The organism is Nitratireductor sp. OM-1, from assembly GCF_003296175.1.
In the GTDB taxonomy this organism is placed as follows: domain Bacteria; phylum Pseudomonadota; class Alphaproteobacteria; order Rhizobiales; family Rhizobiaceae; genus Nitratireductor; species Nitratireductor aquimarinus.
In genome coordinates, this window is sequence record NZ_CP029208.1 from 110,860 (window position 1) to 130,416 (window position 19,557).

General features: G+C 62.7%; 17 protein-coding genes. 10 read left to right on the plus strand and 7 right to left on the minus strand.

The window, feature by feature from the left end; genetic code table 11:
* Positions 1 to 57: 57 nt before the first annotated feature.
* On the plus strand, positions 58 to 1,086 hold the full coding sequence (locus DEJ54_RS00445) for an Ldh family oxidoreductase (protein ID WP_113152823.1): 1,029 nt from the start codon (positions 58 to 60) through the stop codon (positions 1,084 to 1,086).
* Between the two features lie 84 nt (positions 1,087 to 1,170).
* On the opposite strand, the gene DEJ54_RS00450 is transcribed toward DEJ54_RS00445, so the two are convergent.
* The 3 genes from DEJ54_RS00450 to DEJ54_RS00460 all read right to left on the minus strand — a co-directional run bounded on the left by DEJ54_RS00450 (position 1,171) and on the right by DEJ54_RS00460 (position 4,131).
* Positions 1,171 to 2,133 (minus strand): dihydrodipicolinate synthase family protein, encoded by a 963-nt coding sequence (locus tag DEJ54_RS00450; protein WP_113155991.1) that lies wholly within the window; start codon positions 2,131 to 2,133, stop codon positions 1,171 to 1,173.
* A gap of 212 nt (positions 2,134 to 2,345) precedes the next feature.
* On the minus strand, positions 2,346 to 3,050 hold the full coding sequence (locus DEJ54_RS00455; protein WP_113152824.1) for a GntR family transcriptional regulator: 705 nt from the start codon (positions 3,048 to 3,050) through the stop codon (positions 2,346 to 2,348).
* Positions 3,051 to 3,213: 163 nt separating this feature from the next.
* Positions 3,214 to 4,131 carry a LysR family transcriptional regulator gene (locus tag DEJ54_RS00460; RefSeq protein ID WP_113152825.1) on the minus strand — a complete coding sequence of 306 codons (918 nt, stop codon included), beginning with the start codon at positions 4,129 to 4,131 and terminating at the stop codon, positions 3,214 to 3,216.
* Positions 4,132 to 4,214: 83 nt separating this feature from the next.
* On the opposite strand from DEJ54_RS00460, the gene DEJ54_RS00465 reads away from it, so the two are divergent.
* Positions 4,215 to 5,138 (plus strand): carbon-nitrogen hydrolase family protein, encoded by a 924-nt coding sequence (locus DEJ54_RS00465; protein ID WP_113152826.1) that lies wholly within the window; start codon positions 4,215 to 4,217, stop codon positions 5,136 to 5,138.
* A 73-nt stretch (positions 5,139 to 5,211) separates the two neighbouring features.
* On the plus strand, positions 5,212 to 5,391 hold the full coding sequence (locus tag DEJ54_RS00470) for a hypothetical protein (RefSeq protein WP_113152827.1): 180 nt from the start codon (positions 5,212 to 5,214) through the stop codon (positions 5,389 to 5,391).
* Between the two features lie 40 nt (positions 5,392 to 5,431).
* Here the strand turns inward: DEJ54_RS00470 and DEJ54_RS00475 are convergent, their stop codons facing one another.
* Together DEJ54_RS00475 and DEJ54_RS00480 are read right to left on the minus strand one after the other, a co-directional pair.
* On the minus strand, positions 5,432 to 7,102 hold the full coding sequence (locus DEJ54_RS00475; RefSeq protein WP_162742194.1) for a ShlB/FhaC/HecB family hemolysin secretion/activation protein: 1,671 nt from the start codon (positions 7,100 to 7,102) through the stop codon (positions 5,432 to 5,434).
* Positions 7,103 to 7,126: 24 nt separating this feature from the next.
* Positions 7,127 to 8,395 (minus strand): serine hydrolase, encoded by a 1,269-nt coding sequence (locus tag DEJ54_RS00480; protein ID WP_113152829.1) that lies wholly within the window; start codon positions 8,393 to 8,395, stop codon positions 7,127 to 7,129.
* 225 nt (positions 8,396 to 8,620) lie between these two features.
* Here DEJ54_RS00480 and DEJ54_RS00485 point away from each other — a divergent pair, with 225 nt between their 5' ends.
* A complete protein-coding gene (locus DEJ54_RS00485) occupies positions 8,621 to 11,392 on the plus strand; it encodes an AAA family ATPase (protein ID WP_113152830.1) in 2,772 nt (923 codons plus the stop codon).
* A gap of 17 nt (positions 11,393 to 11,409) precedes the next feature.
* Here the strand turns inward: DEJ54_RS00485 and DEJ54_RS00490 are convergent, their stop codons facing one another.
* Both DEJ54_RS00490 and DEJ54_RS00495 read right to left on the minus strand, forming a co-directional pair.
* A complete protein-coding gene (locus DEJ54_RS00490; RefSeq protein WP_245447645.1) occupies positions 11,410 to 12,180 on the minus strand; it encodes a GGDEF domain-containing protein in 771 nt (256 codons plus the stop codon).
* A 111-nt stretch (positions 12,181 to 12,291) separates the two neighbouring features.
* Positions 12,292 to 12,978: an outer membrane protein gene (locus tag DEJ54_RS00495; protein ID WP_162742195.1), complete on the minus strand. Its 687-nt coding sequence runs from the start codon at positions 12,976 to 12,978 to the stop codon at positions 12,292 to 12,294.
* A gap of 249 nt (positions 12,979 to 13,227) precedes the next feature.
* On the opposite strand from DEJ54_RS00495, the gene DEJ54_RS00500 reads away from it, so the two are divergent.
* The 6 genes from DEJ54_RS00500 to DEJ54_RS00525 all read left to right on the plus strand — a co-directional run bounded on the left by DEJ54_RS00500 (position 13,228) and on the right by DEJ54_RS00525 (position 19,521).
* The gene (locus tag DEJ54_RS00500) at positions 13,228 to 14,001 is read left to right on the plus strand and encodes a DeoR/GlpR family DNA-binding transcription regulator (RefSeq protein ID WP_113152833.1); all 774 of its coding nucleotides are present in this window, start codon (positions 13,228 to 13,230) and stop codon (positions 13,999 to 14,001) included.
* A gap of 35 nt (positions 14,002 to 14,036) precedes the next feature.
* Positions 14,037 to 14,846 (plus strand): BtpA/SgcQ family protein, encoded by an 810-nt coding sequence (locus DEJ54_RS00505; protein WP_113152834.1) that lies wholly within the window; start codon positions 14,037 to 14,039, stop codon positions 14,844 to 14,846.
* 76 nt (positions 14,847 to 14,922) lie between these two features.
* Entirely contained in the window at positions 14,923 to 15,855 is a 933-nt protein-coding gene (locus DEJ54_RS00510; RefSeq protein ID WP_222473999.1) for an ABC transporter permease, read from the plus strand.
* Entirely contained in the window at positions 15,852 to 16,952 is a 1,101-nt protein-coding gene (locus DEJ54_RS00515) for a M42 family metallopeptidase (protein ID WP_113152836.1), read from the plus strand. The genes DEJ54_RS00510 and DEJ54_RS00515 overlap by 4 nt, the downstream gene beginning before the upstream one ends.
* Complete coding sequence (locus DEJ54_RS00520) at positions 16,952 to 18,466, plus strand: FGGY-family carbohydrate kinase (RefSeq protein WP_113152837.1); 1,515 nt, start codon at positions 16,952 to 16,954, stop codon at positions 18,464 to 18,466. The genes DEJ54_RS00515 and DEJ54_RS00520 overlap by 1 nt, the downstream gene beginning before the upstream one ends.
* A gap of 56 nt (positions 18,467 to 18,522) precedes the next feature.
* Positions 18,523 to 19,521, plus strand: a complete 999-nt coding sequence (locus DEJ54_RS00525) for an autoinducer 2 ABC transporter substrate-binding protein (RefSeq protein WP_204360835.1) — start codon at positions 18,523 to 18,525, stop codon at positions 19,519 to 19,521.
* Positions 19,522 to 19,557 lie beyond the last annotated feature (36 nt).

Below are 19,557 nucleotides of genomic sequence, written 5' to 3' on the forward strand. Positions count from 1 at the left end.
TCTGCATACAATATGTATACAGGATTGCAACCCAGCAACCGGAGGAAAGGACATTTTATGACGGAAACAACGCTGGCCATCGGCGAACTGGAACAGCTCGTCGAGGAGATCCTGCGCAAGGGAGGGCTGTCACCGCTTCATGCGGGGGCGGTTACGCGCGTGATCGTGGCGGGTGAACGCGACGCCTGCAAATCGCATGGCGTCTATCGCATCGAGGGCTGCCTGCGCACCATCAAGGCCGGCAAGGTCGTGCCGGATGCCGAGCCGGCGCTGACCAGCGACGGGACCGCAATTGTTCGCGTTGATGCGCGCGGCGGCTTCGCCAATGCCGCGTTCGAGCTTGGCGCGCCGGTGCTGGCGGAGAAAGCCCGCACGATGGGGCTGGCCGCGCTCGTCATCAACGACTGCACGCATTTTGCGGCCCTCTGGCCGGAGGTCGAGGCGCTGGCCGAACAGGGCCTTGCCGCTATGGCCATGTGCCCGAGCTATGCCAGCGTCGCACCCGCCGGCGGCAGCGCTCCGCTTCTGGGAACCAACCCGTTTGCCTTCGGCTGGCCGCGCCGCGACAAAGATCCCTATGTGTTCGACTTCGCCACCAGCGTCGCCGCGCGCGGTGAGATCGAGCTGCATCGACGCGCCGGCAAAACCCTGCCCGAGGGCTGGGCCATCGATCCGGACGGCAACCCGACCACCGACCCGGAAGCAGCACTTGCCGGTGCGATGCTGCCCTTCGGCGGGCACAAGGGTTCGGCCATCTCAACCATGGTCGAGCTGCTGGCCGGCGTGATGATCGGCGACCTGACCAGCCCCGAGGCGCTGGAAGCGCTGGGCACCACCACACTCGCGCCCGCCCATGGCGAACTGATCCTCGCCTTCGATCCCGCCCGCTTCGCACAGGGACGCGCAGGCGACCCGATGGCGCGCGCCGAGGTGCTGTTCGAAGCGTTTGCCGGACAGGGCGCACGCCTGCCATCGCAGCGCCGTTTCGCGGCCAGGGCAAAGGCCCGCGCGGAAGGCATTCGCCTCAGTGCAGACGAGATGGCGCTGCTGGAGCGGCTGCGCGAACAGGGGCTGGAGGCGGTCTAACCCCTTAGGGCAGCCTTCATTCCATCGAAAATGAAAAAGCCCTCCCGGAACCAGCCGGGAGGGCTTTATTTGTCGTCACAGGCCTCAGGCGGCGTATTTGGTCACCGCGCCGGGCAGCTTGCTCCACTCCGCATACCATTCGCGGAACAGGCGATACTGCGCCTCGGCATAGCCGCGCTGGCTGTCGGAGAGCTCGTCCGTCTCGTTGAAATGCAGGGTGTATTCCTTGTCGCCGTTCAGCACCATCATGTGCTTGTAGTAGAGAACAAGATCCGGCCCCTCGTCGAAGGAAGAGAGAACGGCCAGCGCCGCATCCAGCTCGGCGGCCCGCTGGCGCGCATCGGCGTCGCCGGCAGCGGCAGCCTGGCTGAGCGCAACCAGATGCAGCACTTCCTTCGGCAGCACATTTCCGATGCCGGTGATCGCGCCGCTGGCGCCGCAATTGACGAAACCATGAACGACAGTCGTGTCGACGCCGATCATGAGCTTGATCGTCTCGTCACCGCTGGTGATGTTCTCGGCCGCGTAACGCAGATCGGCAGCGCCACCGAATTCCTTGAAGCCAACCAGATTGGGATGCTCGGCGCGCAGCGCGAAGAACAGGTCGGCACGGGTGGCGAAGCCATAATACGGGCTGTTGTAGATGACCGCCGGCAGGTCGGGCGCAGCCGCGAGAATGGCCTTGAAGTGGTTGCGCTGTGCTGCGGGCGAATTGCCGCGCGACAGGACACGCGGGATGACCATCAGACCATGAGCACCCACCTTGGCCGCATGCGCCGCATGCTCCACTGCCTTGGCGGTGTTGACCGCACCGGTGCCGACAATCACGGGAACGCCAGCCTCGACCAGACGCGCCACGCCCTCCATGCGCTCCTCATCCGTCAGAAGCGGCCAGTCACCCATGGACCCGCAATAGACAACGCCGCGCATGCCTGCCGCGATCAGCTCTTTGCCCTTGCGCACCAGCGCGTCGAAATCCGGCGTCCGGTCGTCCTTGCACGGGGTCATCAGCGCGGGAATGCAGCCCGTGAAAATATCGTTGCTCATGCTCGTCTCCTTCGAATGCATGGTTTCGCGCGGCGCACGACATCCGTCCGCACCTGATTCCAGATTGGATCAAGAGGAAAATATCACTTGTATTTTTTTTGTCGACACAAATTTTAGGCAATGTGCTTCCCCCGCCCCAGACATTGAGGCACAGGGAAAACAGACATGCATTTGACAGGCCAGCGTCCCGGACAAAGGACGCCGACATTGGCCTAAAGCGCGATTTGCTGACGATGATCCCGGGCGATCATGTTGCGGATCTGCGCAACGATCTGATCGGCATGCTCGCTCGCCAGCGTGTCGGCCGTTTCCACGTCGCGGGCTTCGATTGCGGCGATCATGTCCTCGTGTTCGATGACATAGCGCTGCGGCAGCCGGTCGTTGAAAGACGAGTAATAGAGCCGCAGAAGTCGCCGTCCCTCGTCAAGCAGGCGCAGGAACAGGCTCTCATAATAAGGGTTGCGCCCGGCCGCAGCGATGGCTGCGTGAAATTCACGATTGGTGGCGATCATCGCCAGCGCATCCTGATCTTCCACCGCCTTGGCGAACTCCGCCTGGCGGGCGCGGATCGTGACCAGGTCTTCGGGCTGGTAGTGCAGCGCCGCCAGCCGCGTGGTCACGCGATACATCAGCGTGATGGCGTCAAAGAATGTGTGCAGGTTGAGAAAGTCGATATTGGCGACGACGGTGGAGCGGTTTGGCAGCGTGGTCACCAGCCCGTCACCGGCCAGACGCACGAGGGCCTCGCGGATCGGCGTGCGCGACATCGACAGGCGCTTGGCCAACTGGATCTCATCGATGGGGCTTCCCGGAGCCAGCGCGAGATCCAGAATTTCGTCCCGCAATACGTCGTAGACAAACTGTACGCCGGAACCGCGCTTGCGTTCGGTAGTTTTGCGCGTGGCGCTATCAGACATTTTCGCTCCTCGTGTGCACAAGAAAAATACTGTTAGATGGCAGATGGATTAATCGTCAAGTTCAGTTGAGGCCATAAAGTCAATTTGTGGCTGGCAACACCTGCCGCCTGCGATCCGTGACAGTAAAACCGCAGATCCGGCAAAGATCGGCTGGCGGGCGCGTTCAAAGCGACAGTTCCTCAAACACGGAAACGATGGCGTCGCGCACCACGAGCACCGCCGGATCGCGCAGCACGTCTGGCCTCCATCCCAGTTCGATGCCATAGGCCGGAAGCTCCAGCGGGCAGGACAGGACTTCCAGACCAGCCAGCTCCGCAACGGTCCGCGCCGCGTGGGTCGGCATCGTCGCGATTGCGTTTTCTCCGCTGAGAAGAAACGGCACGGCGGCAAAATGCGTCGTCGAGACCTCCACGCGTCGCCGCAGCCCAAGGGCGAACAATGCATCATCGACGATCCCGACATAACCGCCGGACGAAATCAGCAAATGGTCGCGCTGCAGAAAGGCCTCCAGATCCAGCTCTGCTACCCCGCCGCTGCGGCGTTTTTGGGCAACACAGGAATATCCACCGGTCATGACCGTCTGGCGTCCAATGGAACGCGATGTAAACCCGCCCGCCGCCAGCACAAGATCCACCGTCCGGCCAGCGAGCATATCCGTCGCCTGATAGCTGTTCGTCTGCCGCAGCAAAAGGCGAAGCCCCGGCGCATCGACCCGCAGCCTGTCTGCAAGCGCGCGTCCAATGGCGATCTCCAGATCATCCGAGAGGCCAATGGATATGGTGCGGTCGCTGAAGGACCGGCTGCCTTCGTCCGTGGCGAGCAGGGTCTTCCGACACAGGTTCAGCGCCTCGCGCACCGTTGCGCTCAGTTCATGCGCCCGCGCGGTGGGCACCATGCCCCCGCCCCCGCGCTCAAACAGCCGGTCCTGATAGACCGTTCGCAAACGGGAAACCGCGGCACTCACGGCAGACTGGGTGAGCCCGAGCCGCAGAGCCGCCCTGCTCGCGCTGCCTTCCTCATAGATCGCCTCGAAAACCTTCAGCAGGTTCAGGTCCACATCCAGAATATGAATTTCATTCATGATGGTTAGCTCCGACTCGATCTTGATTTATATTGCGTCAGGAACCTAGGGTCAGGCCCCATTAATATGAAGGCTCGCCGCTCATGACCAAATCCATCATTTCCGCGTTGCAGATCGGCTCATCACCAGCCGGAAAGGCTGAGACGCTGTCAGCGATCCTGAGCCATGAACAGGAAATCCGAAGCACCGGCGCAAACCTTGTTGTCATGCCGGAAGCCGTGCTTGGCGGATATCCAAAGGGAGAGACATTCGGCACCCGGCTTGGCTACCGGCTTCCGCAGGGGCGCGAGGCCTTTGCCGCCTATTACGAAAACGCCATTGAGCTGCCCGGCCCGGAGACGGAAGAGCTGGCCAGCCTCTCAGCCCGCACCGGGGCAAATCTGGTTGTCGGCGTCATCGAGCGTGGCGGCAACACGCTTTACTGCACAGCCCTGTTCTTCACCCCCGAAGAAGGGCTGGTCGCAAAACACCGCAAGCTGATGCCGACCGGAACCGAAAGACTGATCTGGGGTCAGGGTGACGGGTCCACCATGCCGGTCATTGACACTGGCGCCGGACGCATCGGCGCGGCAATCTGCTGGGAAAACCACATGCCGCTTTTGCGGACAGCCCTTTACGCCAAGAGGATCGAGATCTGGTGCGCGCCGACCGTGGACGAACGCGATGTCTGGCAGGCTTCAATGCGCCACATCGCCCATGAAGGGCGCTGCTTCCTCGTCAGCGCCTGCCAGTATCAGCCATCCCCGAAAGAGCTGGGCGTAACCGTCGAAGACTGGGACGATGCGCGCCCGTTGATCAATGGCGGAAGCATGATCGTCGGTCCTCTGGGCGATTTTCTGGCTGGTCCGCTCACGGGGCGCGAGGGGCTGGTAACGGCCGAAATCGACCGCTCCGAGCTTGTCCGCGCACGCTACGATTTCGACGTCGTCGGCCATTACGCAAGACCGGATGTCTTCAGCCTCAACGTGGATGAACGGCCAAAGGCGACGGTGCGGTTTACCGGTTGACCTGATGGGCCGAAAGAGCCGACACCCGCAACCGCAGCCGGCTCATACACCAGCGCCGGGATGAGAGGAGCAGATGGCCAGTTTCGAATTCTACGGCGTGATCGTGGCTGCCGCTCTCCTCACAACGCTGGTGGGGATCGGGTTTCATTCGATCATTGCGGAGCCATGCGAAGACCGAAGCTCCAGAACACTCGCCGCCGCGATAGCCGTCGGCGTGGTGGTTCTGGGATCGATTGCGCTCGTGTTCGTTTAGAAGAGGCGTCGCCGGCCACGCGCGGCGAACGCCTGCCTCATCAAAATGCCTTGCCCATACGGAAGAACAGCCGCGCGCCCGGATCTTCCTGCGCCTCCGGCCTGGTCCAGGGCAGTGCTGCGCCCACTTCAAACAACAGGCTCTCATTCAGCACGCCGCCCATGGTGAGACCATAAGAGCCCAGCCCCTGCTGCACGAGCACATCACCCGTCTCGTGGTTCCACGCCGACGCGTAATCGGCAAAAGCCGTGAAGGACAGAAATGGCAGCGCCGAGAGCCCCGTATCCACCCGGTGGCCAAGCTCCACCGCCGCCGCAGCTGCACTGTCGCCCATCAGGGCGCCTGCATCGAAGGCGCGCCCATAGGACTGCCCGCCCAGCGCGAACTGGACGGAGGCCGGCAATGCAGTTGGAGAATACTGGCCGGCAGCGCGAACACGAAAGCTGAAATGTTCACCCAGCGGGCGGGAATAATCCATCGAGCCGCGCAGATAGTGATAACTCCCCGGCACATCGCCAAGATCGAGATCGGAAACCACACCGAAATTGATTCCGGCCTCGGCAGACAGCGAACCTTCGCCCAGAACGCGGTCATAGGTCAGGGAAAGCTCTGCCCGGCGCACACGGCTGCGCGAGACCGGCATCCCCATTACATCCACATGATCGTTGTGAATGACGACCTCGGCCCGCCCGACAAGGCTCTGCTGCAGGCTTCGCAGGAATGGGAAAGAAAGATAGCCCGTGCCGATCACCGATGCGATGCGGATATCCTGCGCACTGAGATCACCACCCGGCTTCTGACCGATATAGGCAAGGCTGTAGCCTGCCTTCAGGCCATCATGGCCTATCGGCATGTCCTGTGCGAGCTGAAGAAAGACCATTTCCTGCGGATTGTCGGGAATGGTGAGCCCCAGGAGGCTCGTCGTTTCAAAACGACCGAACAGATCGTTGAACTCTGCACTGGCCAGCAATTCCAGCGGCCCGACGCTGCTCGACCCATAATTATCAAGAGAAATGACACCGGAGCGCGGCGAAAAGCCGACCTTGAGCTTCAGGAGACCACCGGCGCTCGGTGTTTCAGGGCGTACGAACGTGCCCTCGATCTCCAGCCCGCCCAGATCACTCATCAGAAGAAGAACCCGCTCCGCTTCTTTCACGCGGATCGGCTGCATGGCGAGAATACGATCGATATAAGGCGCCAGACGCTGCTCAATCCCGGGCAGATCGCTCGTGATCTCCACGCGCTGCACATAGCCTTCATAGACCTGCAGGCGTACGCGCCCGGAGGCGAAATCCTGCACCGGTACGACGGTCATGGAGTAATAGCCGGCGGCGAGATAGGCCGCATCCACCGCATCGGCAATCCGGTAAAGCTCGGCCATGGTGATGGTCTTGCCAAGCTGGTCCTGCCAGATTGGAGCCAGCGCTTCCAGCGGCAGGCTGCGCGCGCCATCAACACTGACCGAGCGAAGTTGAATGCGCACGCCTTCCGCATCGGCATCGGAAACGCGTTTGCGCTGATCTTCAACCCTAATGTCCACCGTGCCCAGCGCCTGAGGCGGGGTGAAACGCTGCAGGATGACCGTTTGGCCGGCAACCGTGCGTTCAACCGGCGTTGACTGGGCGAAAGCCGTCTGCGGCGTCACCGCCGCAGACAGGAATAAAGCCGCAAGAAATGCGTGGCGGCTCGCCCCACGCACTAAAGACATCATGCGCATATCGCTCCTCACTCCCAACTATTCAGCCGGGGCCATGGAGAAGGGGTGCCCCAGCGCCACCGAGACCGCTTCAAAAATGCGGGAGGCAGGCGACGAGCAGCTCACATCGGTCGGGTTGTCCGGCAGCACATCTTCATCCACGCAATCACCGGAACGGATATCGCTGTTTCCCTGAACGACGACCGTGATGTCATGCGCCGTGTTGTAGAAGAGCGTCGTGTTGTAGCCCGGAAGCTCACCGGTATGACCAACCCAGCCACCCGTGCAGCCCATGCCGATGCCGTAGCCCATGGGCTCGGGGAACGAGGTCAGACGCACCTCCTGCGCCTCTTCGCCCAAAAGCCCCTGCCCCGTGCCAAGGGCGCGCCCATAGGTGAGCAGATCGTCGAGGTTCGAGATCATCTCGCCGGCGGTCCAGCCCCAGGACGGATTCCAGTGCGTCGCGTTGGAAGGGTTCTCCGGCGTCGCCGCATTGCCCTGCAGGGTAAAGCCCTGCGGGAAAGGTTCGGGGATCTCCGTGCTGTCGCCCGGCCAGACCGTATTCTTCAGGCCCAGCTTGTCGAACACCATCGTCTTCAGGGCATCACCGATGGGCATCCCGGTCACCTGTTCGATGACCATGCCCAGAAGAACCGTGTTGGTGTTGGAGTAGTCGAAGGCCTCGCCCGGCTCGAAGACCGGCGAATCGGGAATGGCGAAAGCCAGGAGCTGCTCGGGCTTGTAGACCACCTGCGGATGCTCGAGGAAAACCTCCAGAAAAGGCTCGGCCCGCGTGTAGCTGGAAACGCCGCTGGTCATGTTGGCCAGATGACGAAGGGTAATCTTGTCGCCATTCGGAACGCCCGGCACATAGGTCTCGATCCTGTCGTCGAGAGAGATCTTTCCCGCTTCCACGAGCTGCATCAACAGCGTGCCCGTAAAGGTCTTGGTGATCGAGCCGATACGGGTGTGCATGCCCACTTCCATCGGCGCGCCGGTCGCGGGATCGGCAACGCCCCAGGCCCCGCTCCAGTGCCCCTCAGGCGTGCGCACGCCAACGATGAAGCCCGGCGCTGCGGCTTTGCCCAGCGCATCGCGAACCGCCGCATCGAGTTTTTCGGCAAGTGCGTCCGGCAGCGGCGTCTGCGTCATTGCGGCGGTAGGCGCTGCAGCGATGACGGCAGCCGGATCGGCGACACAGGCCTGCGCCGCCGCTGCCCCGCCGGAAGCGCACAGCGCTGCACCTGCCGTTGCCGCGAGCAGCGTTGCACGCCCCGTGATCTTTTTGGAGATGCCGGATTTCGTCATGTTGCTCTGCCCCTTGATGTGCGAAACGGCCCCGTCCGTCTTGCCAGAGGGGCTCGGCTCCACCAGTGTGAATCGGGTTTCGGTATGACGCGGACTCGCCGGCAAACAAAGTGATGAAACGGTTCAATTTTGGTATAAAACCATCCCCGAACACGTGAAATCAGCGATGCGCGGATTCGCTTCCGAAGCGGCGAACATGGCCAGCGCCAAAAGACAGGCAACTTATTGACACAGGTCGAACTTGACATCGCTGGCGGCGCGCTGCGGCGGGAGGGCGAATCCCTGCCATTGCGCCCGAAGACCCTGGCCGTTCTTCTTGCGCTCATCGAGCGGCAAGGCGAAACGGTCAGTCAGGACGAGTTGCGCCGTCTGATATGGGGAAACCGGCACGGCAGCGATGCCGGCCCGAAACAGTGCATCCGGGAGTTGCGCCGCCTTCTGGGCGACAGCGCCACCGCCCCCCGCTTCATCGAGACGGTTGGTCGCTACGGCTACAGGCTCTCCGGGCAAATCGACATTCCCGGCGCGAACAAACCTTCCCCCTCCAGCGAATGTCCCCTGTGCGTGGGGCGCGAACGAGAACTGGAAGCACTCACCAGAAGCCTGACCGCCGCCCGCCGCGGCAATCGCGCCATCACGCTGATCGCCGGAGAAAGCGGAGCCGGCAAGACGCGCCTCGTCCACAGTTTTCTGGCCACCCTGACCGGCGCAGCCCCGGCCATGTGGATCGCGCATGGCCAGTGCCTGCCGCATCCGGGCGCCCGCGAGCCCTACGGCCCATTGCTCGAAATCCTCTCGCAGATCGTCAATGCCCGCCCCGTCGCAAACCTGCCGCGCCTCCTGCGTGAAACGGCCCCCACCTGGCTAGGGCATCTGCCCGGAGCCGGTCACGGCCACGACCCGGCAACGTTCGACCCCGGCCAAAAATTCGGCCCCGACCGTCCGGACCCGATGCCGCGCGAATTCACACTTCTCATGGAGCGGATCACCCGCGAGCAGCCGGGCATACTGGTTCTGGAGGATCTGCACTGGTCCGACCAGAGCACGCTCGCCTGGCTCTGCGCCTGGGGGCTGCAGCGCACGCCCGCGCGCCTGATGGTGCTCGTCACCTATCGCTTCGATGAGGTAGATACTGCGGACGAACTCGCCGCGACACTCAGCCACCTGAACCGGCAACCGGGCATCCAGACGCTGGCTCTGGAAGGGCTTGGCGAAGAAGCCGTGCATGACTATCTGGCGCAGCGCTTTCCCGGCAACGAATTTCCGCCCTCGCTGGCTGCGGCTCTGGCCCACCGCACGGAAGGTCACGCCATCCTCGTCGAAGCGGTCACGGAGCAATGGCTGCGGAATGGCGATATCGGTCAGGCGGCCGGACGCTGGCAGTTGAACCGCCCCGAGAAAGAACTGGTCCTGGCAATCGCCCCCGGCGTGCGTGACGTGATTTCAGCAGAAATTGGCCGCCTCACACCGGCCGAGCGCCAGCTTCTGGAAGCTGCGAGCGTCGCCGGACCACGTTTCTCTGCCGCTGCCATGGCCGACACGCGGAAAGCACGGGAAGACGTCGAACACAGGCTGGAGAACCTTGCCCGCAATCGCCGCTTCATTGAACAGGCCGGCGTGAACCAACAGCCCGATGGCACGCTCGCCACGCGCTATGCCTTCCGGCATGCGCTTTATCATGAAGCGATCTATGACGGCATACCCGCCGCCATCCGGCAGGGCCTGCACCAGCGCATCGGCGACCGGCTCGAGACCATGTTTGCATCCGACACTGCCGAAGTGGCGGCAACGCTCGCAGACCATTTCGAGCGCGCGGCAGACTGGCTGAAGGCAGCCCGGCATCGCGGGCTCTCCGGCATACGCGCGCTTGATCGCGGCGCAGCCCATGACGCCGCCACGCAGCTTCGTCAGGCGCTTGCGCTTCACGAACGCTGTCCGGATGCCGACAGAAGCCAGAGCGCAGCCGAACTCAGGACACTTCTCGGCCTCGGCGCGGCGCTGATCGTCTCCGAGGGTTTTACGCGCGAAGAACTCAGGGCCGTCTACAAACGCGCCAGCACGCTCGCCCTTGAGGTTGGCGACCCTGCCGAAATCGCCCCGGTTCTGGCCGGGATGTGGAACTACCATCTCTCGCGCGCAGAATTCGGCAAGGCCGAAGAGATCGCCCTCGGTCTTCGCAACCTTTCAGCAAACGTCCCCGTGCAGATCGCCATGGCAACACACAACGCCATTGGTCAGACCGCGTTCTTCACTGGATCCCTTGCGGTCAGCCTGCCTGAGATCGATGCCGCATTGTCCCTGCATGAGGGTATCAAAGAGGAAGCCGGCGACACGCTGCTCGGCGAGAATGCAGGCATTGTCTGCCGGCAATACGCCGCCTGCGTGCAGCAAATTCTCGGAAACGATGCAGAGGCCGACACGCATTTGACGGCGGGCATGCGCAAAGCCGAAGCGCTCGATCAACCGTTCGGACAGGCCCAGATGTTCTGGGCAGGCGCGATCATCGCCCGCGAGCGTGGCGATGCGGCGCTCACGCTGGAGCGCGCGCAGCGCATGATCGAGACATGCCGGCGCGCCGACATTCCCTACTGGATCCCTCCGGGAGACATGCTGGCTGGATGGGCGCGCGCAATGCTCGGAGACCCCGCAGGCGAGGAGCAGCTGCGCAATGGCCTCACCGCCTATGAGGCGGTGAATGCGCGCCTGACCCTGCCCTACGGTCTGGGGCTATTTGCCGAAGTTCTTCTCCATGACGGCAGGACCTCCGACGCGCTCAACACGCTCCGCCGCGCACTGCGCCTCGTTCGCTCCACCGGCGAGTGCTGGTATGAAGCCGAGCTTCACCGCCTCTGGGCGAAGCTGGCGCAGCGGACAGGACGGCCCAAGAACGCGCAACGCGCCCTCGAAAGAGCGCTCAACATTGCCCGTCGGCAGGGCGCAATTGCCTTTGAAAAGCAGGCTTTGGCGCAACTGGCGGAAATCAGCCTGAAAGCCTAGCCAGCGTTGATGCCGGATTACGCGCAGGCAGCGCGCAGACCGTCGCCCGGACCACGAGAATCGGGCACGCAGATCCGATTGCGCCCGTTGCGCTTTGCCCGGTAGAGCTGGCTGTCCGCAATCGTCATGAGCACCGAGAAGTCAGCCCTGCTTTCCGCAAAGGCCACACCGATGCTCACGCTTAGCGGCACGCCCATGTCAGACGGCGTGCGCAGCACCAGCCGTTCGACATCGGCGCGCAACTTCTCAGCAAGCTGCACCCCGTCATCAAACGAAGCGGCTTCAACAAACACACCGAATTCCTCGCCACCGATGCGCGCCGCAAGCCCGGTCTCGCCAACCACGTTTCGGATAACGCTGGCAATGGCGCAAAGCGCCTGATCGCCGACCAGATGACCGTGCGTGTCATTGATGTTCTTGAAGTCATCCGCATCAATGACCAGCAGAACCCCGCCGGCCCCCCGCTGACCGATCTCATCCAGATCGGTGACAAACGAGCTGCGGTTCAGCAATCTCGTCATCCCGTCCGTGCGCGCGGCAATGGCCAGTTCGTCATATACATCGGCAAGCTCTGTGTGCGCTGCTTCCAGCTGCGCATGCGCAAGCGCGATCCGGTGGTTCTGGTAGAATGTGTAGGTGCACGTGGGAAATGCGATCAAAAGCGGACACAGAATGCTCATGATCACCGGAAACCAGTTGATCCCGCCGCCAGCCAGGCTGAGCACGGCCCAGCAGATCACCAGCGAGGCGATGATGGACATAAAGGTGGCGACTGCCGCTTTGAACAATACGAGCTTCATGCCCGCGGCGATTATCAGCGCATGTGTTGCGAGCCGGTTAAGAACGCAGACTGCCCACAGGACAAGCCATGGGCCATGCTTCCCGCACGCTTCCCTGCATCAGAACCTGTAGGACGCGCCCAGACGCAGACCGTGCGTTCTAAGCCCGATGCGCGAGGCGTTTGCGCCATCGTTGAAGACACGGCGACCAAAATCGCTGTAGCGATACTCACTTTTCAGAATGAGCCTGTTTCCCACGGCAAAGTCGACGCCGCCACCCAGCGTCCAGCCGACATGGATTTTCCGTCCACCCGGATCGAACACACCGTTGCCATGCATTCCCACAAAGCGCACGTCAGCGATTGCCGGACCAGCCGCAAGATAGGGCATGCGCCGATCAACCACATAACCGAGCCGTCCGCGCAGCGCCGCTGTCCAGTCGAGCCGGGAACGCGCGACGTAACCCGGCGAAATCTGAAATCCGCCCCGCGTGTAGAAATGGCTCCTGCCTTCGGCACGCAGCCATGCCCCATCCAGCTCAACGCCGGCAACGACATTGCGGGTGACCTGTCGCTGATAACCCGCATGGAGGCCCGCAAAGAATGCGCTGACATCCGCCCGGGAATGGTCACCGACCGCGTAGGCCTGATGCAGAGCGCCGCGCAAATTTCCCACCTGCACCCCGGCATAAAAGCCATTCCAGTCAGACGCCGTTGAAAAAATCGCCGCGTCGGGTTCGGCAGACAGCGCCCTTGAAAGCGACAGAAAAAGAACCGCCGAAACGAGACATACTGTGCGCATTGTCATGCCTCTCTGCGCGTGCATTCAAGACAAGCAAGTACATGCTCAAAAAATGAAAATTTAGTTGTTCGGCAAATTAAATAACATCACCTCACCCTTTCTGCTCCGGCCCGGTGCGCGATTTCACACCCACGCGGTGCGGCAAAAGGGAGCGCTGCGCAGGAACCGCTCGTCAGGCTTCACGCCTGTGGATATGATCGATAATTATTGACTCATACCCAAACGATCATTATCGATCATGCCAGGGAGGATAAATTGACAAGTACGCGCCACCGTTTTCCGCAGGAACGCCAGCAGCAGATGATCGACGTGATCGTCGAGCGTAAGCGCGTGGGCACGGCCGAGCTTGCCAAACTCCTCAAGATTTCCCTGCCGACGGTTCGCCGTGACCTGACGGTCCTGGAGCAGGCCGGCATCGTTGCCAGAACCCATGGCGGCGTGGTCGCGCGCGGCATTGGCGAGGGCGACACCGAACCGCTCTTCCTGGAGAAGGTGCGCCACCATCAGACACTCAAGCAGCGTATCGGCCAGAAGGCCGCCGCCAGCATTGAAGACGGTCAGGTGGCGCTGCTCGATTCCGGCACCACGGCGCTGGCCACCGCTCACGCATTGGCGGGAAGGCGCATCACCGTGGTGACGATGGACATAAAAGTCGCCGAGGCAGCCGCCGTCGGGCCAACCGAGGTCCACATCGTCGGTGGCCGTGTGAGAAACGGATATTTCAGCCTGGTCGGCAACTGGGCGAAGACCGCGCTCGCCACCATTCAGGCCGACATCTGCTTCATCGCCGCCGACGCCATCGATGAAGGCAGCGTGACGACGGCAACCTTCGACGAGGCCGAGACCAAGCGGCTCGCCATGTCACGCGCCAAGCGCACCGTGGTCATCACCGATCACAGCAAATTCGGCAAACGCGTGTTCGCAGAAGTCTGCGGGCTCGACGCCATCGACGAACTCATCACCGACAGGGACGCGGAGGATCTGATTGCGCCCTATCGGAAGCTGATACCGGCCATAACGCTCGCCTGAGGGGGGCGGCCGACAACAAGAAAGAAAGGCACGGAATGTCAAAGTTCAAGCAGCTCTTCGGCGACAGGAAACCCATCATCTCGATGGTGCATCTTCTGCCGATGCCCGGCTCACCGCTCTATGATGCGGATGCGGGCATTGACGGCATTGTCGCCGCAGCGCGCAAGGATCTCACCGCCCTGCAGGAAGCCGATGTCGATGCGGTGATGTTCGGCAATGAGAACGACCGCCCCTATGAGCTCAAGGTCGACATCGCCTCCACCGCCGCCATGGCCTATGTGATCGGCCAGCTGCGCAGCGAGATCAAGAAGCCTTTCGGCGTCAACGTTCTGTGGGATCCGATGAGCACCGTGGCGCTCGCAACGGCAACCGGCGCTTCTTTCGTCCGCGAAATCTTCACCGGCACCTATGCCTCCGACATGGGCCCGTGGACGCCCAACGCCGGCGAGGCGCTGCGCTACCGCAACCGCCTTGGCCGTGACGATCTGGTGATGCTCTACAATGTGTCGGCCGAGTTCGCCGATTCCATGGACAAGCGCCCGCTGGCCGACCGCGCCCGCTCCGCCGTGTTCTCCTCCATTCCCGACGCCGTGCTCGTTTCGGGCGCCATCACCGGCGAGGCCGCCGAGATGACCGATCTCAAATCGGTCAAGGAAAAGGTCACCGACACACCGGTTCTGGCCAATACGGGCGTTCGCCACAACACCGTGGCCGACATTCTCAAGATCGCCGATGGCTGCATCGTGGGCTCGTCGCTCAAGGTCGACGGCAACACCTGGAACCCGGTCGATCCGGAGCGGGCCAGGGAGTTCATGCAGATCGTAAAAGCCGCCCGCGGCGGCTAACCATCGGGACCTGGGGAGGAAGACCATGGACGCAAGACAGGACACCACAGGCTCACACTTAAAGAGCCTGGGAATATTGACGGCGCTGATATTCGTTGCGCTTGCAATCGCCAGTCCGACATTCCTGTCATCGTCAAACCTCAAATCCATGGGCTTCCAGTTCCCCGAATTCGGGCTTCTGTCCCTTGCAGTCCTGCCGACGATGATTTCCGGTGGCATCGACCTTTCGGTCGTCGCCATCGCCAATCTGGCTTCCATCGTGGCCGCAGTGACCATGAAAGCCGGACCGGAAGTGGCATGGCTCGCCATCCCCGCCGGTCTCGCCGTGGGGCTCGTCTGCGGCGCGTTCAACGGCTTTCTCATCGCCTATCTGCGGCTGCCGCCCATCCTCGCGACGCTCGGCAGCATGCAGCTCTTCGCCGGCATCGGCATCATCATCACGCGCGGCCCGGCCATCACCGGTCTTCCCGACTGGTACACGGCGTTCGGCAACTGGACGATCGGCGGCGTGCTCCCGCTTCCGCTTGTGCTGTTTGCACTGGTCGCCTCGGGCCTTGCCTTCCTTCTGCGCCGCACGCCGGTGGGCATGCGGCTGCGCCTGTTTGGCGCAAACCCGGTCGCCGCCGATTTCGCCGGTGTGCCCGGCAAGAAGCTGATCATCCAGATCTACGCAATCGCCGGCTTTATCGCCGCACTTGCCGGTCTGGTGGTTCTGGCGCGCGTCAACTCGGCCAATGCCGACTATGGCAGCTCCTATCTGCTGCTCGTCATCCTCATCAACATCCTTGCCGGCGTCAGCCCGGCCGGCGGCTTCGGCACCGTCACCGGCGTGGCTCTGGCCGTGATCTGCCTGCAGTTCATCTCCAGCGGGCTCAACATTCTCTCCTTCAGCGCCTTCTCCCGCGACCTCTTCTTCGGCGGCCTGCTCATTGCGGTCATGTCCTATCGCGCGGCTTTCGGTTCCTTCGATGTGAAGGCGTTCTTCAAACGAAAGGCTCACCAATCATGAAAGAGCGTCTCCGCTCCCTGCTCAAAACCCTGATGCTGACACCGGGCCTGTCCGGGCATGAAGACCGCGTGCGCCGCCGCATCGAGAAAGAGCTCGCCGATCTGCCGCTTTCCATGCGCACGGATCGCCTCGGCAATCTGATCGCCACACTGGAAGGTGACGAAGGTGCGCCCTCCGTCATGCTGTTCGCCCACACCGACCAGCTCGGCTTCATGGTGCGCAAGATCGAGGATAACGGTCTGGTGCGCATCGAGCGGCTGGGCGGCATCCCGGAAAAGGCCCTGCCCGCGCAGGCCGTTCTGTTCTGCGTCGGCGAGGGCCGCGATGTGCAGGGCGTCATTGCCAACAAGAGCCATCACGCCACGCCGCCGGAAGAGAAATACAAGGTCACGCCCTATCAGGAAGTGTTCATCGATGTGGGCGCGGAAGACGCCGGGGGCGTCAAGGCGCTGGGCATCGAGATCGGCACGCCGGTGGTCTATGACCCGCGCGTCATTGAACTCAATGAAAACCGCCTGATCGGCACTTCGGTCGATGACCGCGCGGGCTGCGCGGTCATCGTCGAGGTCGCCCGCGCACTCGCCGCTGAAGGCCCGCGCCCAACGGTGCATTTCGTCTTCGCCGTGCTGGAGGAGTTCAATCTTCAGGGCGCAATGGTCGCGGCCCGCGCGATCAACCCCGACATTGCCATCCAGCTCGATCTGGCGCTCAACGCCGACACGCCCGACATGACCCAGCGCGGTGAAGTCGCACTCGGCAACGGCCCGGCGATGAGCCTCTATTCGTTCCACGGGCGCGGCACGCTGAACGGCACGATCCCGCACCCTGCCCTGCCAAAGCTCTTCTCCGACACGGCTTCATCCGAGGGGATCAATCTCCAGCGCACGGCCCACACGGGTGCACTGACCGATTCCTCCTATGTGCAGCTCGTCAATGAGGGCGTGGCCTGTATCGATATGTGCTTCCCCTGCCGCTACACGCACACCTCGCTCGAAATGTGCGACCTGCGCGATCTGGAAGCCCTCACCAAACTGCTGATCGCCGCGATCCGCCGGGTCGACGCCGATTTCAGCCTCAACCGGGATGACTATACCTGATGGATTGCTACCTCGGCATCGACATCGGAACCTTCGAAACAAAGGGCGTTCTGGCCGACGGTCAGGGACGCATTCTGGCCACGGCAAAGCGACGGCACGACATGATCGTGCCGCAGCCCGGCTGGGCCGAACATGACGCCGAGAAAGACTGGTGGGGCGAGTTCTGCGCCATAAGCAAGGAACTGATCGCCACCACCGGCATCGCCCCCGGCGACATCAAGGCGGTGGCGGCAAGCGGCATCGGCCCCTGCATGCTGCCGGTCGATGAAGACGGCAAGCCGCTGATGAACGCCGTGCTCTATGGCGTCGACACCCGCGCTTCCGAGGAGATTGAGGAACTGACCGCCGAGATCGGCGAGGAGACGCTGCTTGCCGAGTGCGGCAACACCCTCACCTCCCAGTCGGTCGGACCCAAGATCCTGTGGCTGAAGAAGAACCGGCCCGAGCTTTACGCCCGCACCCACAAGGTGATGAACTCCTCATCCTTTCTGGTGCACCGGCTGACGGGACGCTTCGTCATCGATCATTATTCCGCGTCTTCCTCAAGCCCGCTCTACGACATCCACGCCCATCGGTGGAGCGACCGTTACGCCGACCGCATCATCGCGCCCGGGCGTCTCCCGGAGCTTCTCTGGAGCACCGAGATTGCCGGCCATGTCACGGAACAGGCGGCGAAGGAAACCGGGCTTGCGCCCGGCACGCCGGTTACGGCAGGCACCATCGATGCGGCAGCCGAGGCCGTCAGCGTCGGCGTTCTGGGCACCGGCGAAATGATGATGATGTATGGCTCGACCATGTTCATCATCCTCGTCACGGATCACCGCGTGGAGGACGGGCGGCTGTGGTATGCGCCATGGCTTTTCGAGGGACAGCACGCCTGCATGTCCGGCACCTCCACCAGCGGCACGCTCACCCGCTGGTTTCAGGATCAGTTCGCCCGCGAGCTGGATGCCGAAGAGGCGCTGCGGCTGCTCGCTGAAGAGGCGCAGGGCGCGCCGGTCGGCGCAAATGGCATCGTGGTCCTGCCCTATTTCTCCGGCGAACGCACGCCGATCCACGACCCCCATGCGCGCGGGGTCATTTTCGGCCTCGACCTCACCCACACACGGGCAGACATCTATCGCGGTTTCCTCGAGGGCATCGCCTATGGCGTGACGTCGGTGATCGAGACCTATGAGGGCGCCGGCGCAGTGATCGAGCGCATCGCCGCCGTCGGCGGCGGCACCAGGAACGCCGTCTGGTCGCAGGCCGTCTCGGATGCGAGCGGCAAGACACAGGACGTGGCGGCCAACACGGTCGGCGCAGCCTTCGGCAACGCATTTCTCGCAGCCGTCGCCGTGGGAGCGGCCGGGCGCGACGATATCCGGCGCTGGAACCCGATGGAGCGGCGCATCGCGCCGCAGGAGGAGAACCGCGCCGTCTATGACGCGCGCTATCGCACATTCAAGGAATTGTACGCCCGCAACAGCGATCTGATGAGGGGAGCGGAACAGCGGACGTCCGATGAAGCCTGACTGACGGCCATCCCGGCCGACGGGGCGCACTGGAAGTGTATCAAGAGGAGGAAAACATGGCTTTGAATTTGAGGAAACTGACCGCCGGCGTGGCGCTCGGCGCCGCGCTGATCGTCGGGGCCGGCGCCGTTACGCACGCGCAGGATGCCAAGCACTCCATCGTGACGGTGGTGAAGCTTTCGGGCATTGCCTGGTTCAACCGCATGGAAGACGGCGTCAATGAATACGCCGCGGAAACCGGCCACGATGCAACGCAGGTTGGACCGGCTTCCGCCGACGCGGCGCTGCAGGTGCAGATGATCGAAGACCTGATCGCCAAGAAGGTCGACGCCATCACCGTCGTGCCGAATTCGCCGGAGGCTCTGGAGCCGGTTCTCGGCAAGGCGCTCGACGCCGGCATCAAGGTCATCGGCCACGAGGCGTCCAGCCTCCAGAACATCACCTATGACGTGGAAGCCTTCGACAATGCGGCCTATGGCCGTCACCTGATGGAAGCGCTCGCACAGGCCATGGGCGGCGAAGGCGAATATGCCGTGTTCGTCGGCCACCTGACCGCCAAGACCCACAATGAATGGGTCGACGCCGCCATCGAGTACCAGAAAGAAAAATACCCGAACATGACGCTTGTCACCGACAAGCTGGAGAGCAACGAGCAGCAGCAGACCGCCTACCAGAAGACCAAGGAGCTTCTGCGCACCTATCCGAACCTGAGGGGCATTCAGGGCTCGGCAGGTGAAGATGTCGTGGGTGCGGCTCTGGCCGTTGAAGAAGCCGGTCTCGACGGCAAGGTCAAGATCGTCGGCACCAGCCTCGTTTCGGTTGCCGGCCCTTATCTGGAGACCGGCGCCATCGAGATGATCTCCTTCTGGGATCCCGCGAAGGCAGGCATCGCCATGAACAAGGTCGCTTCCATGGCCATCGCAGGTGAAGAGATCACCGACGGCATGGACCTCGGCGTCGAGGGCTACAATGCCATCAAGCTCGACGGCAAGGTGCTCTACGGCCAGGCCTGGGTCGATGTCACCACGGACAACATGAGCGAATACGATTTCTGATCGCAGCGTGTTGACGTGACCGGAATCGAGAGCCCC

Coding starts and splice junctions, on each gene's coding strand:
- DEJ54_RS00505 (WP_113152834.1), top strand. CDS start 14,037: ATGTCAAAGTTCAAGCAGCTCTTCGGCGACAGGAAACCCATCATCTCG.
- DEJ54_RS00470 (WP_113152827.1), top strand. CDS start 5,212: ATGGCCAGTTTCGAATTCTACGGCGTGATCGTGGCTGCCGCTCTCCTC.
- DEJ54_RS00465 (WP_113152826.1), top strand. CDS start 4,215: ATGACCAAATCCATCATTTCCGCGTTGCAGATCGGCTCATCACCAGCC.
- DEJ54_RS00475 (WP_162742194.1), bottom strand. CDS start 7,102: ATGATGTCTTTAGTGCGTGGGGCGAGCCGCCACGCATTTCTTGCGGCT.
- DEJ54_RS00480 (WP_113152829.1), bottom strand. CDS start 8,395: ATGACGAAATCCGGCATCTCCAAAAAGATCACGGGGCGTGCAACGCTG.
- DEJ54_RS00520 (WP_113152837.1), top strand. CDS start 16,952: ATGGATTGCTACCTCGGCATCGACATCGGAACCTTCGAAACAAAGGGC.
- DEJ54_RS00450 (WP_113155991.1), bottom strand. CDS start 2,133: ATGAGCAACGATATTTTCACGGGCTGCATTCCCGCGCTGATGACCCCG.
- DEJ54_RS00525 (WP_204360835.1), top strand. CDS start 18,523: ATGGCTTTGAATTTGAGGAAACTGACCGCCGGCGTGGCGCTCGGCGCC.
- DEJ54_RS00515 (WP_113152836.1), top strand. CDS start 15,852: ATGAAAGAGCGTCTCCGCTCCCTGCTCAAAACCCTGATGCTGACACCG.
- DEJ54_RS00455 (WP_113152824.1), bottom strand. CDS start 3,050: ATGTCTGATAGCGCCACGCGCAAAACTACCGAACGCAAGCGCGGTTCC.
- DEJ54_RS00495 (WP_162742195.1), bottom strand. CDS start 12,978: ATGACAATGCGCACAGTATGTCTCGTTTCGGCGGTTCTTTTTCTGTCG.
- DEJ54_RS00460 (WP_113152825.1), bottom strand. CDS start 4,131: ATGAATGAAATTCATATTCTGGATGTGGACCTGAACCTGCTGAAGGTT.
- DEJ54_RS00445 (WP_113152823.1), top strand. CDS start 58: ATGACGGAAACAACGCTGGCCATCGGCGAACTGGAACAGCTCGTCGAG.